This is a genomic window from Marinobacter sp. NFXS9 (assembly GCF_040148665.1).
In the GTDB taxonomy this organism is placed as follows: domain Bacteria; phylum Pseudomonadota; class Gammaproteobacteria; order Pseudomonadales; family Oleiphilaceae; genus Marinobacter_A; species Marinobacter_A mangrovi.
The window spans coordinates 247,698-262,390 of the sequence record NZ_JAGDDW010000001.1 but is presented as its reverse complement, the minus strand read 5'-3'; the positions used below and the strand labels follow the sequence as shown (position 1 = coordinate 262,390).

The following is a 14,693-nucleotide window of genomic DNA, read 5'->3' as shown; positions in this document are numbered from 1 at the left end:
TCCCCGGGCGGCCGACAGGGACCGTTATGACACGCGCATCCGGATTCACCCTAGAGGATCTTTCAGACCTCTCTGAAAGCCCCCTGCTCACCCTTCTCGACCACATCTGCGAAGGCAGCCTGATCGTTGACGATCACGCCCACGTGCTCTGGATCAGCGACAAGTATCGCGATGTCCTCGGCATCGACCGCGACCTGGCCGTCCGCGGACAGCCCGTCGAAGAGCTGATCCCCAACAGTATGATGCGACAGGTCGTCCGCAGCGGTCAGCCCATTCTGCTCGACCTGCTGCGCAGCCGGGAAACCTGGATGGTGGTCACACGCATCCCCATCCGCGACCAGGCCGACCGGGTGATCGGCGGCATTGGCTTCGTGTTCTACAAGGACATGGACTACCTGAAGGCGTTCGTTGAGAAATACGGCCGTCTGCGCGGTGTCCCCAGCACCGCTGAACGGCAGCTCGCCAATATGCGGGACACCAAATACACCTTTGCCGATTTCATTGGCCAGAGCGCGCCGGTGGAGCAGCTGCTGCAACGGGCCAGACGGGCGGCCGAGCTGGACACCACCGTCCTCCTGCTTGGGGAAACGGGTACCGGCAAGGAGGTCCTGGCCCATGCCATCCATCACGCCTCCGTACGGGCCGAACGGCCGTTCGTCAGCATCAACATGGCGGCGGTGCCGGACAACCTGATGGAGGCGGAATTCTTCGGGGTGGCCCCGGGCGCCTATACCGGCGCCGACCGTAAGGGCCGCAAGGGCAAGATCCAGCTGGCCGACAAGGGCACGCTGTTCCTGGATGAGGTGGGTGACCTGCCCCAGAGCCTGCAGAGCAAGCTGCTGCGGGTCCTGCAGGAGCAGGAGTTCGAACCCCTGGGTTCCAACGAGGTGATCCGGGTCGACGTCCGCATCATCGCCGCCACCAGCAAGGACCTCAAGGCTATGGTGGATGCTGGTGATTTCCGGGCGGATCTTTACTATCGGCTCAATGTCCTGCCCATCGAAGTGCCGCCGTTGCGCGACCGGATGGAAGACATTGAAGTGCTCGCCAACACCATGATCGATCGCATCGCCCACAACCTGGGCATGTCACCCAAGTGGCTCAGTGCCGCGGCACTGGACTACCTGCGCGACCACGCCTGGCCCGGCAACGTGCGCGAACTCCAGAATACCCTGGAGCGCACCTTTATCTTCGCCCAGAGTCCGATCCTCCAGGCCGAGGACTTCCTGCCACCGGCGCCCGACCGCCTGCACGAGTCCGCCGGCGCCGCCGGTATCGAGACCCTGCAGCAGACGGTCGCCCGGGCCGAGCGCGACGGCATTCGCAAGGCGCTGGATGCCACCGGGAACAACCGGTCCCGGGCCGCACGCATCCTCGGCATTTCCCGCGCCAGTCTCTACGAGAAGATGGCCCGATACGGGCTTTAATCCGACGAGGTCGCCCAAATCGCGACCGCTCGGTTATAGTGTCCATTTTTTCAGACAGTGTCCGAGATATCAGACACACCCTTCAGACCCTCGAATCACCGAGTCCGTAACGTCACCCCTATTTTATGTCCGGATTTCCAGACACTTCGGCTTTCACGTAGCCGAAAACCCTGATCCTATAATCCACATATCATTGTTTTTAAACATTTTTCTATCGTTGGCACAAGGATTGTTACAAGCCCACTCGGCAGATAACTCCCTGCACACAACAACAATAGAAGGAAGTCACAATGATAAAGACGAGCAAATCCCTCGCGTTCCTGTCCGTCTGTGGTCTGGCTGCAGCCATGGCCACCACTCCCGCCCTGGGGGCTGAAAAGATCCGCTGGAAGATGCAAGCCGCCTACGGCAGCAATCTCCCGGCTCTGGGCGATACCATTCCGGGTGTTCTGGACGACCTCCGGGAAGTCACCGATAACCGCATCATCATCAAGCATTTCGAGCCCAACAAGCTGGTGCCGACCCTGAACATCACTGACGCCGTTCGTACCGGCAAGCTGGAGGCCGGCTACACCTGGATCGGCTATGACCAGGGCAAGATCCCGTCATCCACCCTGTTTTCGGCGGTACCGTTCGGTATGGAGCCCTGGGAATACATGGCCTGGTGGTACGACGGCGATGGCCAGAAGCTGGCCGAGGAAATCTACGAAAAGAACAACGTCCACCCGGTCCTGTGCGGCCTGACCGGCCCGGAAACCGGCGGCTGGTTCAACAAGGAAATCAACAGCCTGGACGACATCGACGGCCTCAAGATCCGCTACGCCGGCATCGGCGGACGCATCCTGCAGGAACTGGGCGCGTCGGTGACCGTTCTGCCGGGCGGTGAAATCTTCCAGGCGCTGGAGAAAGGCGCCATCGACGCCTCCGAGTTCTCCCTGCCGACCGTCGACGAGAAGCTCGGCTTCTACGAAGTGGCCAAATACAACTACTTCCCCGGCTGGCACCAGCCGTTCGCGGCCTTCCACCTGATCGTCAACAAGGACAAGTGGGATGCCATCAGCGATGCCGACAAGAAGCTGATCAACCTGACCTGCCAGGCCAGCGTCACTCGCAACCTGGCCAGCGCCGAGGCGTACCAGGGCAAGGCCATCGAGTTCATGAAGAGCAAGGGGGCCGAAACCCGCAAGCTGCCGGACCCGGTCCTGCACGAACTGGAAGACGTCACCGAAAAAGTACTCAAGCAGGAAGCAGATAAGGACAAAGACTTTGCCCGTGTCCTGAAGAGCCAGAAGGCGTTCCAGGCGCAGTACCAGGAGTGGCAGGACCTCGGCTACCTGCCGCGGGACTTCTGATCCCGGTACCCACCCGAATGGCGCGACCGTTGGTCGCGTCATGGAACGATTGCCACCCTGGCGGACAACCGTATGACAGGCGCCCCAAACTCGCCGCGGTCATCCGGATTCCCGGGTGGCCCCTACCGTCTTCCGGAGTTTCACATGAACGCTTCCATCGAGGCCACTGCCCCCGAGCTTGAGCCGGCGCCGCAGGGGCTGCCTGGTGAGGTGCTGCCTCACACCCCGATTTCCCGGGTGCTGGACGGTCTGATCCGGCACATCGGCGAATTCAGCGCCTGGCTGTGGCCGGTGCTGATGCTGGTCATCATCGTCAACGTGGTGTCCCGCTATGTTTTCTCCCAGGGCTTCATCGAGCTGGAGGAGCTGCAATGGCACATCTATTCCGCAGGCTTCCTGATTGCCCTGTCCTATGCGCTGCTGCGGGACAATCACGTCCGTGTTGACCTGTTCCGCGAGCGCTTCAGTTTCCGCACCCAGGCCTGGATCGAACTCGGCGGCATGCTCCTTTTGCTGGGGCCGTTCATCGGCTTATTGCTGTATTACTCGGTGCCCTACGTTATCGACTCCTGGCACATGAACGAAGCCTCCAGCGCGCCGGGCGGGCTCAGCCACCGCTGGATCATCAAGAGTGCGTTGCCACTTGGACTGGGGCTGGTGCTGCTTGCCGCTTTTTCCCGGTTTACACGTTTGGTCGCTTTCCTGGCCGGATCGGAGGTGCGCCATGCTGATTAACGAAATGCTCGCCATCGGGATGTTCGCCTCGTTCATCCTGCTGATCTTTACCGGTTTCCCGATTGCCTGGGCCCTGGGTGGTGTTGCCATTGCCTTCACCGGCCTTGCCATGCTGTCGGATAGCTATCTCGATACGTTTATTGCCATCGACTGGAGTTACACCTCACTGGCCATCGACCGGATCTGGGGCACCATGAGCAGTTGGGTACTGGTTGCCATCCCGATGTTCGTATTCATGGGCCAGATGCTGGATCGTTCCGGCATGGCTGAAAAGCTGATGCTCAATGTCTCCCGGCTGTTCGGGCGACTCAACGGCGGTACAGCGATCGCCGTGGTGATCATTGGCCTGCTTCTGGCGGCATCCACCGGTATTGTCGGCGCGTCCGTCGCCCTGCTCACCCTGCTGGCCGTACCGGTCATGCTCAAGCGCGAGTATCAGCCGGAACTGGCGGTCGGGACGGTCTGTGCCGTCGGTACGCTGGGCATCCTGATGCCGCCATCGATCATGCTGGTGATGATGGCCGATCAATTGGCCATGTCGGTCGGCGACCTGTTTATGGGGGCGGTGTTCCCGAGTGCCCTGCTGGGCGTCGTCTTCGTACTCTATATCGTGATTCGCGGCTGGATGCGGCCGGACGTGGCGCCGGCAGGCGACGATGCCGAGCCGGTCAACTTCGGCATCATCCTGGACGCCCTGAAGTCCATCCTGCCGCCGGCTTTCCTGATCCTCGCGGTGCTGGGTAGCATCTTTGCGGGGATTGCGACACCGACCGAGGCCTCGGGCGTCGGTGCCTTCGGCGCCACCCTGCTGGCCCTGGCCAACAAGCGGCTGAACAGGCAGGTGATGCTCGAAGTGTGCCGGGAGACCAGCCAGACCACCGCGTTTATCTTCGCCCTGCTGATTGGCGCTACGGCATTCTCACTCGTCCTTCGTGGGCTGGGTGGTGACGAGATGATCGCCGATGCCCTCCACGGGCTGCCGTTCGGTCCTCATGGCGTGGTGATCTGCATCCTGCTACTGACCTTCCTGCTCGGCTTCGTGCTGGACTGGATCGAGATCACACTGATCATCCTGCCGCTGGTAGCGCCGGTCATCCACACGCTCGGCTTCGATATTGTCTGGTTCACCGTGCTGTTTGCGGTCTGCCTGCAGACCTCATTCCTGACGCCGCCCGTCGGTTTCTCGCTGTTTTACTGCAAGGGTGTGGCGCCGCCATCGATTGGTGTGAAAACGCTCTACAAGGGCGTGACACCCTTCATTCTGCTGCAGGCATCGGTCCTGGCGATCATCTTCCTGTGGCCCGATCTGGTGACCTGGCTACCGGCCCAGGCCTACAGCGGACAGTAGGAGGTTTCGATGTCACATCCCAAACTGATTTCCGCAGAGCAGGCGGCCGCCCTCGTCCCGGAAGGCGCGACACTGGCCACAGGCGGGTTTGTTGGAATCGGCTTTCCGGAAGCCCTGGCCCGAGCCCTCGAACACCGCTTTGTGGCCGAACAGGCACCCCACAACCTGACCCTGGTCTACGCGGCCGGTCAGGGGGATGGCGGCGACCGGGGGCTGAACCACCTGGCTCACGAGGGTCTCGTCAAACGGGTGATCGGTGGCCACTGGGGCCTGGTCCCCAAGCTGGGCGCTCTGGCCTGCAACAACCGCATCGAGGCCTACAACCTGCCCCAGGGCGTGATTGCACAGCTCTACCGGGACATCGCGGCCGGCAAACCCGGCATGCTGACCCACGTGGGCCTGCATTCGTTTGTCGACCCCCGCCACGGCGGCGGGCGCATGAACGAACGCACCGGGGAAGATCTGGTGGAGGTGATGAACCTCAAGGGTCGCGACTACCTGTTCTACCCCACCTTCCCGATCCATGTGGCGTTCCTGCGAGGTACCACAGCGGATGCCCGCGGCAACATCACCACCGAAAAGGAAGCCCTGCCCCTGGAAAGCCTGGCCATCGCCCAGGCGGTCCACAATTCCGGCGGCAAGGTGTTCGTGCAGGTGGAACGCCTGACGGAGCGACACCAGCTTCATCCCGAACGCGTACAGATACCCGGCATCCTCGTGGATCACATCATCCTGGCGGCCCCGGACGAGCATCTGCAGACGTTTGCCGAACCCTATAACCCGGCCTACACCAGCGAGATCCGGCTGCCAGCCCTGGAGGGTGGCGACCCGCTCAGTATCCGCAAGCTGATTGGCCGCCGGGCGGCCGAGCATCTGGAGCCGGGCGCCGTCGTCAATCTCGGCATCGGTATGCCGGAACAGGTCGCGGAAGTCGCGGCCGAAAAAGGCCTGCTGGACCGGATCACCCTGACCATCGAACCCGGCGCCATCGGCGGCCGCCCGGCCGGCGGTCTGAGCTTCGGGGCCGCCGCCAATGCCGAAGCGGTGATCGACCAACCAGCCCAGTTCGACTTCTACGACGGGGGCGGTCTGGATCAGGCGTATCTGGGGATGGCACAGGTGGATCGGCACGGCAACGTCAACGTAAGCCGCTTCGGATCACGTCTGTCGGGTGCCGGGGGCTTTATAAACATCAGCCAGAATGCCCGTGAGGTCTTCTTCATGGGCACTTTCGAGGCGGGCAAACAATCCATCGCCATCGACGAGGACGGCCTGCAGATTGAAGAAAGCGGAACCGGACGCAAGTTCGTGAAGGACGTCGAGCACCTGACCTTCAATGGTCGCTACGCCCTGGAACGCGGGCAGCGGGTGTTCTACATCACCGAGCGATGCGTGTTCCAGCTCACGGAGAACGGCCTGGAGCTGATCGAGATAGCGCCGGGGCTGGATCTGGATCGCGACATCCTGGCCTACATGGATTTCCGTCCAGCCATCTCCAGCCGACTCCATGTCACCGATCGGCGTCTGTACACGCTTTGACGAGAGGAAACCTTTCACGCAAACAAAAAGGGCGCCGTTATGGCGCCCTTTTTTGTAACTGAATCCGTTCTTTACAGAACTTTCTTCAGTTCTTCCTCGAGCTGCGGGACCGCTTCAAACAGGTCCGCAACGAGGCCATAGTCCGCGACCTGGAAGATCGGGGCTTCTTCGTCCTTGTTGATCGCAACGATCACCTTGGAGTCGGACATGCCCGCCAGGTGCTGGATCGCGCCGGAGATACCGACGGCCACGTACAGCTGCGGAGCCACGATCTTACCGGTCTGGCCGACCTGCATGTCGTTCGGTACGAAACCGGCGTCAACCGCGGCACGGGATGCACCCACAGCGGCACCCAGCAGATCCGCGACTTTTTCCAGCATCTGGAAGTTTTCGCCGTTCTGCATGCCACGACCACCGGAGATGACGATACCGGCACTGCCCAGATCCGGACGATCGGACTCGGCCAGCTGCTCGCTGACGAACGAAGACACGCCCGCGTCCTGAACACCGTCAACGGTCTCAACGGACGCAGAACCGCCTTCACCAGCTACCGGGTCAAACGCGGTCGGACGAACGGTCACGACCTTGATGCCGTCGCTGCTCTTCACGGTTGCAATGGCGTTACCCGCGTAGATCGGACGCACGAAGGTGTCTTCAGACTCGACACGGATGATGTCGGAGATCTGAGCGACGTCCAGCAGCGCAGCAACGCGCGGCATGAAGTCCTTACCGGTGGTGCCGGCGGCCGCGAAGATGTGGCCGTAGTTCTTGCCCAGGTCGGACACCAGCAGGGACAGGTTCTCCGCCAGGAAGTGGCCGTAAGCCGCGTTGTCCGCAACCAGAACCTTGTTGACGCCTTCGATCTTGGCCGCTGCTTCGCCGACAGCGCCGCAGTTCTCGCCCGCCACCAGAACGTCGATGTCACCACCTACAGCCTTGGCCGCCGCGACGACATTCAGGGTCGCCTGCTTCAGGCTGCTGTTGTCATGTTCAGCAATTACAAGGATGCTCATTTAGATCACCTTCGCTTCGTTCTTCAGTTTGTCGACGAGTTCTGCCACATCGGCAACCTTCACACCGGCCTGACGGGAAGCCGGAGCCTCAACCTTCAGGGTGGACAGGCGCGGAGCCACATCAACGCCCAGATCCGCCGGGCTCATGTTATCGAGCGGCTTCTTCTTGGCTTTCATGATGTTGGGCAGCGAAGCGTAACGCGGTTCGTTCAGACGCAGGTCTGTGGTCACGACCGCCGGCAGGTTCAGGGCAACCGTCAACAGACCGCCGTCCACTTCACGGGTCACGTTGACCTTCTCGCCTTCAACAACCACTTCAGACGCGAACGTGCCCTGAGCCATACCGGTCAGCGCGGCCAGCATCTGGCCTGTCTGGTTGTTGTCCGTGTCGATGGACTGTTTGCCCAGGATAACCAGCTTGGGCTCTTCCTTCTCGACAACGGCCTTCAGCAGCTTGGCGGCTTCCAGGGACTGGACTTCCTCGTCGGTCTCGACGTGGATACCGCGGTCGGCACCGAGGGCCAGAGCGGTACGGATCTGCTCCTGGGCAGCCTTGGGACCAATGGAAACCACAACGATTTCAGTGGCAACCCCTTTCTCTTTCAGGCGAACCGCTTCTTCCACAGCGATTTCGCAGAAAGGGTTCATCGCCATCTTGACGTTGGCAAGATCGACGCCGGTGTTATCCGGCTTGACGCGAACCTTTACGTTGTAGTCGATTACACGTTTAACAGCGACCAGAACCTTCATAGATTCCTCGTTCTTCTACGATGGGTTTAAGACTTGCAATCATGCAGTATCTGACGGGCCAGGCCACGTCCATACCAATGATTCCTGTCGCATCGATTCGTCCTGGGACCAATCGTACGGTTTCGTCGAGGCCATCCGTTCCGGCTTTTCCAGCTCTTTATTACACGGGCCTCTCACCAACGGTGCGTGCGGCGACCGCACAAATGCACGTTGAACAACGGGGCGGCTTACAGTTAGGCCCCTTGTTAAAAGCGCCATAATACTGACGACAAAGCCCAGGGGGGTCAATAGTCGTGCAGGCATTACACAGCACCGTCATCGGTATTACAATGGCGCCCGGTAAGGCATGTCATAGCCGTCGCGTTGGCGATGTCACTATACAGCCGCCGGCAGCCAGTGACCTCTCCTGCTCGATTGCATTTGGGGCCAATGGTTCGCCACAGTGCCACGGGGCACAGCGATTTTCAAACAAACGTTTGTTTGATTTTTATTATATTGTATCCTTTGCGCCTGTGACACAAGCCTTTGGGCGGTAAAACGTTCGTTTGTCGCCCAGGCTTTGGGTACTATATACTCCGCACAGCGATTTACCAATACCGCTGTGCGGACCATGCGAGTCACAAAAGACCTTGACCGCCTGGATGCCCTAAAAACTAGAGAGAACCGGATTCTTCTTCGCTGCTTCTCAGATGCGCGTCGAAATCCCAATATCCACAATGAAGTTTGAGGAGACCAACGTGGAACGCGAATCGATGGAATTTGATGTTCTGATCGTCGGTGCGGGCCCTGCAGGGCTGTCCGCGGCCTGCCGCATCATGCAGATGGCACAGGAATCCGGCGAAGAACTCACCGTATGCGTCGTCGAAAAAGGCTCGGAAGTGGGCGCCCATATCATGGCGGGCACCGTCTTCGAACCGACTGCCCTCAACGAGCTCTTCCCGGACTGGAAAGAGAAAGGCGCACCGCTGAACACCCCGGTCACCCGCGACGACATCTTCGTCCTGCGCGGCCAGGACTCGGCCACCAAGGTCCCCAACGCGTTTGTGCCGCGCAACATGCACAACCACGGCAACTACATCATCAGCCTGGGCAATCTGTGCCGCTGGCTGGCCGAACAGGCCGAAGGCCTGGGCGTTGAAGTGTATCCGGGCTTCGCGGCTTCCGAGACCATCATCGAGGACGGCCAGGTTAAAGGCATCATTACTGGCGATATGGGCGTGGCCCGTGACGGCAGCCACAAAGACGGCTATATGCCGGGCATGGAACTGCGCGCCAAGTACACCCTGTTCTCCGAAGGCTGCCGCGGTCACCTGGGCAAGCGTCTGATCAAGGATTTCAACCTGGATGAAGGCAAGGATCCGCAGCACTACGGTATCGGCATCAAGGAACTGTGGGACATCGATCCGGACAAGCACGAGCCAGGCCTGGTCATCCACACCACCGGCTGGCCGCTGACCGAGTCCGGTTCCACCGGCGGCTCTTTCCTGTATCACCTGGAAGGCGGTCAAGTGTATGTCGGCCTCATCACCGACCTGTCCTACAGCAACCCTCACATGAGCCCGTTCGAGGAATTCCAGCGCCTGAAACTCCATCCGGAGATTCGCAAGTACCTGGAAGGCGGCAAGCGGGTGGCTTATGGCGCACGGGCCATCACCAAGGGCGGCTACAACGCGCTGCCGAAGATGAGCTTCCCGGGCGGTCTGCTGCTGGGCTGTGACGCCGGTACACTGAACAGCTCCAAGATCAAGGGCTCCCACACCGCCATGAAGTCCGGCCTGCTGGGCGCGGAAGCAGTCTTCGAAGCCCTGAAAGACGGCAAGAACGGCGAGGAGATCACCAGCTTCGCCGAGCGTTTCGAGAACAGCTGGCTGTATAAAGAGCTGTACGATGAGCGGAACTTCGGTCCGGCCATGCACAAGTTCGGCAACATCATTGGCGGTGGCATCGCCTACCTGGAGCAGAACATCCTGCACCGGAGCCTGCCATTCACTTTCCGGGACACTACCCCGGATTACGCGACGATGAAGCCGGCCGACCAGTCGAAGAAAATCGACTATCCGAAGCCGGATAACACGCTGACGTTTGACCGTCTGTCCTCGGTGTTCATTTCCAACACCAACCACGAGGAAGATCAGCCGATTCACCTGAAGCTGAGCAACCCGGAGATCCCGATCCAGGAAAACCTGCCGAAGTACAACGAACCGGCGCAGCGTTACTGCCCGGCGGGCGTGTACGAGGTGGTGGAAGCGGACGACGGCAGTGGCAAGAAGTTCCAGATCAACGCCCAGAACTGCGTCCACTGCAAGACCTGCGACATCAAGGACCCGGCCCAGAACATCACCTGGGTGACGCCGGAAGGCGGTGGTGGTCCGAACTATCCGAACATGTAATAACGTTCGGCCGGAACAAAAAGGCGACCCTCGGGTCGCCTTTTTTATGGCAAGGTCATCCTCACACAGCCGGACTCACGCCCCGCTTTTCTTCGGACATAAAAAAAGCGGCTCAATGAGCCGCTTTTTTCGATAACCCACCTTAGGCTCAGTGCACGTGACCGTGCTCTACCTCTTCTTCGGTCGGCTCGCGGGTTTCGATGACTTCGACATCGAAGTTCAGGGTCTCACCGGCCAGCGGATGGTTGGCATCGATGGTGACGGTTTCTTCCTCAACTTCCACGACGCGAACGATCTGCGGACCGCCCGGAGTCTGTGCCTGGAACTGCATGCCCGGCTCGATGGTGTCAACGCCTTCAAAGGCGGAACGCGGAACCGGCTGAACCAGCTCTTCGTTCTTCTCACCGTAGCCCTCTGCCGGCTCGACGGAGACCTGAAGCTTCTCGCCAGCTTCTTTTTCGTTCAGCGCTGATTCCAGACCGCTGATGATGTTCTGCGCGCCTTCCAGATAGGTCAGCGGCTCACGACCTTCCTCGCGGGAAGAATCGAGCTGCTCGCCCTGTTCGTTGGTAAGCGTATAGTGAATGGTAACAACACGAGGTTGGGCCATGTGATCTCCTTGCGTGCCGCAAAAATAAGCAGTGTGTGTAACTCGGTAATCGAAAGTGTTCGTGAACAGGCGGACTGCACAGAGGGACTAACGACAACCATCCTCGTTCGAGAGCCAGGCTCTACAAAAAACAAGATGTTTAATGCAACAGCTTAACAAACGTCTTGCTGCGTACGCTACCTGAGGTTGAGACCGCACCCCGTTTTTTCAAGGGGACCGGACCGATTAATTGGAGAAAGCGTATGGATCGCCTCAAGAAACGCTCGTTTCCCCTACTCCTGGCCCAACTCAAAAAACTGACCGTCGCTCCAAACCCCCAGCACCCGCTCGTCGTCCGGACTGGCAACGGCGCGCTCAGCCAGCTCGTAGTAGGCCGCCGTGACCAGGCGAGCCTCCAACCCCTGCACCACGCCAACCAAGGGTCGCGGCTCTCCACTGTCATAGCTGTCCATGCGCAGCGGATGCTCGGCACCGACGACCAGTGACTCACCGGTATTCAGCGTCAGAGTCAGCACCTGGCTTCGCCCTTCGCCACTCACATCCAGACCATGGGCCAGTAACGGCGTGTCCTCGACCTGCAACCGCCATTTTTCGACCGGCGTCACCAGGTAATATTCACCGTCGTCTTCGCGACGCAGGATGGTGGCGAACAGTCTCACGATCGCCTCCCGCTGCAGCGGCTTACCCTGGAACAGCCAGGTCCCGTCCCGCAGGATGCGCATGTCGATATCCCCTGAGAGATCGGGGTGCCATTTATCCAAAGGTGGCCGGCCTTCGAACGCCTCGCGGGCTTCCCTGATCTGCTCTTCGATACGCTTCGTCTCGTCTGTCATGTTCTCTCCCGTTGATCCCGTTCAAGCGTCAGCCGCCCATCGACCAGGCCTGATTCACAAGCCGCGCTGCCATTCCTGGCGCAGCGGCATGGCCCCAGGCTGCTCGATCGCCAGCCGGACTTCGCCGAGCAGGCGTTGTTTATCCCGTCCCAGACGGCCTTTCAGAACCAGATAGTTGGAGGCGTGGTCGCTGCGAAATACCGTATTATCCAGCTCCAGATGGGACAGGAATTGCTCGATCTCCGAGAACAGGGCTGGCTGGTCCAGCGGCTCGAAACCGTCCCCAAACCCTGCACGGAAACGCTCCTCGCCCTGCGGGAAGCTGACAACCAGAGTGGACAGGAAATCCGGCTGGGTGTCATTGCACAGCTTAGCGGTGTTGATGGCGTGCTGCTCCGAAAGTTGTTTCCCGCCCAGGCCATTCAGAACCATAACGGAGCTTTTGATGCCCGCTTCGCGCATCTTGAGCAGCGCGCTGCGAGTCGACCCCGCCGTCTCGCCCTTGTTGACCCGCGCCAGAACCTCGTCGTCTCCCGATTCCATCCCCACATAGAGCATCTGCAGACCGGCGGCTTTCAGCGCCGTCAGGTCCTCGACCGACTTCTTTGCAAGGTTGCGCGGCAGGCAATAACTGGTGACCCGCTCCAGCGCCGGAAAACGATCGTAAAGCGTTTCCAGCACCCAGAGCAGACGCCGGGTGGGCAACACCATGGCGTCGCCATCGGCCAGGAATACCCGGCGTACCTTGCCGTCGAAGGCTGAAGCGGACCGCTCGATATCGGCCAGCACCTCGTCGTCCTTGCGCGCCCGGAACTTCTTCTGGGGCTGGGTGTACATCTCGCAGAAGGTGCACTTGTTCCAGGAGCAGCCGTTGGTCAGCGGCAGTATCAGGGAACGCGCCTCACTCGGCGGCCGGAATACCGGCTCGATATAGTCGATAGGAAATGACCGCATAGGTCTTCAAAGCTCCGTCTCGTATCCGCTGTATGGTAGTGTCGGTACAAAGGGCCTGGCCCGGATTCAATCAGACGCCGACTCCAAAAAGGATATCCAATCTTATCATGGACCTGGATAACGAATTTAAACTCGATCCTCAGATCAGTTATCTCAATCACGCGGCCGTAGCGCCCTGGCCTACTCGCGCTGCTGACGCCGTCGCCCGCTTTGCCCGCGAGAATGCCGAACGGGGCGCACAGCACTATCCCCGCTGGATGGACGTCGAAAGCCAGTTGCGAACGAACCTCGCCCAACTATTGAATGCACCTTCGACGGACGATATCGCACTGGTCAAGAACACCTCCGAGGCGCTGTCATTCGTGGCCTACGGACTGAGCTGGTCGCCGGGTGATGAAGTCATTATCTCCGACCGGGAATTCCCATCCAACAGCATCGTTTGGGAATCCCTCGCCGACCAGGGCGTTACGGTCCGCAAAGTCTGTCTCGACGGAGACGATTGCGAGGCGGATATCATCGCCGCCTTCACCGAGAACACGCGCCTGCTGGCCATCAGCTCCGTGCAGTACGGAACCGGCCTGCGTGTAGATCTCGAAAGACTCGGCAAAGCGTGCAAAGAGGCGGACATCCTGTTTTGCGTCGATGCGATTCAAAGCCTTGGCGCTTTGCCCATGGACGTACAACGAGCCCAGATCGACTTCACCATGGCGGACGGCCACAAGTGGTTGCTGGGCCCCGAAGGACTGGGCGTCTTCTATGTGCGTGCGGGATTGCGGGATCGACTCAAACTGAACGAATACGGCTGGCACATGGTGGATAAACGCGGGGATTTTGATCAGCACAGCTGGCGCGTCGCGCCGTCTGCGGTCAGATTCGAGTGCGGTAGCCCCAACAGCGTGGCCGCTCACGCCCTGGAGGCCAGCACCGCCTTGCTCCTGGAACACGGCATGGATAACGTCCGGGATCACCTGTTTGCCAAAGTGGATTATCTGGCGAATGCCCTGCGAAACCTGCCCGGCGTCGCTATCCTGAGTGCGCTGAATGAACGCCGACGCTCAGGGATCCTGACCTTCCAGGTTGAAGGGCAAAATTCTCAGGAGCTCTACAAAGCCCTGATGGATGAGCAAGTGGTCTGCGCCAGCCGGGGCGGCGGCGTTCGCTTCTCGCCGCACTTCTACACCACTGAACGCGCGATGGATCTGGCCGTCGATCGCTTGCGAAAGCTGATCGGCGCTTAGTGTCCCATCGGGTTCATTCGTTAAACCGATGGGACACTAAAATCAGGCCAGGAACTGAGCCTTCAGGTCGCCACAACCGGGCCCGACGATGGGCAGGTCAAGCACCACTGCCTGGCTGGTCATGAAGGGGATGCCGCGGCGGTGGCCGTCCACCAGCAAGGTGGCCAGCGAGCCCACCAGCGGCATGTGCGAGATGATCATTAACGTCTGCGGGAGGTTGTCCTCGGTGAGCAGCACATCCAGGCACTCACCGGGGTCATTGTCCGGCGTCAGGAAGGGCCGCTCGATGATCGGCAGATTCATCACCTCGCCGACAATCGATGCCGTCTGCTGGGCCCGGGTCAGCGTCGAACACCAGATCAGCTCCGGCCGCCAGCGGGACGACGCAATCTCGCTGGCAACCCGGCCACTGGCAAAACGCCCGGCCTCGGTCAACTCCCGCATCTGGTCGATACTGTGCCAGCCGGCCTCGCCGTGGCGCATGATGATCAGTTTCACAACCGC

Annotated in this window: 13 protein-coding genes; 7 read left to right on the top strand and 6 right to left on the bottom strand. The window is 60.3% G+C overall.

Features of this window, described 5'->3' with window-relative positions:
* The first annotated feature begins 26 nt into the window (after positions 1–26).
* From J3364_RS01205 to J3364_RS01185, 5 genes are all read left to right on the top strand, one after another.
* Complete coding sequence (locus tag J3364_RS01205) at positions 27–1,427, top strand: sigma-54 interaction domain-containing protein (RefSeq protein ID WP_349556007.1); 1,401 nt, start codon at positions 27–29, stop codon at positions 1,425–1,427.
* 290 nt (positions 1,428–1,717) lie between these two features.
* Positions 1,718–2,779, top strand: a complete 1,062-nt coding sequence (locus tag J3364_RS01200) for a TRAP transporter substrate-binding protein (protein ID WP_349556006.1) — start codon at positions 1,718–1,720, stop codon at positions 2,777–2,779.
* A 144-nt stretch (positions 2,780–2,923) separates the two neighbouring features.
* Positions 2,924–3,514, top strand: a complete 591-nt coding sequence (locus J3364_RS01195; RefSeq protein ID WP_349556005.1) for a TRAP transporter small permease subunit — start codon at positions 2,924–2,926, stop codon at positions 3,512–3,514.
* Complete coding sequence (locus tag J3364_RS01190) at positions 3,504–4,862, top strand: TRAP transporter large permease (RefSeq protein WP_349556002.1); 1,359 nt, start codon at positions 3,504–3,506, stop codon at positions 4,860–4,862. The genes J3364_RS01195 and J3364_RS01190 overlap by 11 nt, the downstream gene beginning before the upstream one ends.
* 9 nt (positions 4,863–4,871) lie before the next feature.
* Complete coding sequence (locus J3364_RS01185) at positions 4,872–6,401, top strand: acyl CoA:acetate/3-ketoacid CoA transferase (protein WP_349556000.1); 1,530 nt, start codon at positions 4,872–4,874, stop codon at positions 6,399–6,401.
* A gap of 71 nt (positions 6,402–6,472) precedes the next feature.
* Here the strand turns inward: J3364_RS01185 and J3364_RS01180 are convergent, their stop codons facing one another.
* Together J3364_RS01180 and J3364_RS01175 are read right to left on the bottom strand one after the other, a co-directional pair.
* On the bottom strand, positions 6,473–7,414 hold the full coding sequence (locus J3364_RS01180) for an electron transfer flavoprotein subunit alpha/FixB family protein (protein WP_349555999.1): 942 nt from the start codon (positions 7,412–7,414) through the stop codon (positions 6,473–6,475).
* The gene (locus tag J3364_RS01175; protein ID WP_349555997.1) at positions 7,415–8,164 is read right to left on the bottom strand and encodes an electron transfer flavoprotein subunit beta/FixA family protein; all 750 of its coding nucleotides are present in this window, start codon (positions 8,162–8,164) and stop codon (positions 7,415–7,417) included. It lies immediately after the preceding gene.
* Positions 8,165–8,901: 737 nt separating this feature from the next.
* Here J3364_RS01175 and J3364_RS01170 point away from each other — a divergent pair.
* A complete protein-coding gene (locus J3364_RS01170; protein WP_349555995.1) occupies positions 8,902–10,554 on the top strand; it encodes an electron transfer flavoprotein-ubiquinone oxidoreductase in 1,653 nt (550 codons plus the stop codon).
* 148 nt (positions 10,555–10,702) lie between these two features.
* Here J3364_RS01170 and J3364_RS01165 read toward each other — a convergent pair whose 3' ends face one another.
* The 3 genes from J3364_RS01165 to J3364_RS01155 form a co-directional block, all read right to left on the bottom strand.
* The gene (locus J3364_RS01165; protein WP_123634769.1) at positions 10,703–11,164 is read right to left on the bottom strand and encodes an FKBP-type peptidyl-prolyl cis-trans isomerase; all 462 of its coding nucleotides are present in this window, start codon (positions 11,162–11,164) and stop codon (positions 10,703–10,705) included.
* A 272-nt stretch (positions 11,165–11,436) separates the two neighbouring features.
* Positions 11,437–11,997, bottom strand: coding sequence for a DUF1285 domain-containing protein (locus J3364_RS01160; protein WP_349555993.1), 561 nt, complete (start codon positions 11,995–11,997; stop codon positions 11,437–11,439).
* Between the two features lie 54 nt (positions 11,998–12,051).
* The gene (locus J3364_RS01155) at positions 12,052–12,951 is read right to left on the bottom strand and encodes a radical SAM protein (protein WP_349555992.1); all 900 of its coding nucleotides are present in this window, start codon (positions 12,949–12,951) and stop codon (positions 12,052–12,054) included.
* Between the two features lie 107 nt (positions 12,952–13,058).
* Between J3364_RS01155 and J3364_RS01150 the strand changes: the two genes are divergently transcribed.
* The gene (locus J3364_RS01150) at positions 13,059–14,189 is read left to right on the top strand and encodes an aminotransferase class V-fold PLP-dependent enzyme (RefSeq protein WP_349555990.1); all 1,131 of its coding nucleotides are present in this window, start codon (positions 13,059–13,061) and stop codon (positions 14,187–14,189) included.
* A 42-nt stretch (positions 14,190–14,231) separates the two neighbouring features.
* Here J3364_RS01150 and J3364_RS01145 read toward each other — a convergent pair whose 3' ends face one another.
* Positions 14,232–14,687, bottom strand: coding sequence for a SixA phosphatase family protein (locus tag J3364_RS01145; RefSeq protein ID WP_349555988.1), 456 nt, complete (start codon positions 14,685–14,687; stop codon positions 14,232–14,234).
* Between the last annotated feature and the right edge of the window lie 6 nt (positions 14,688–14,693).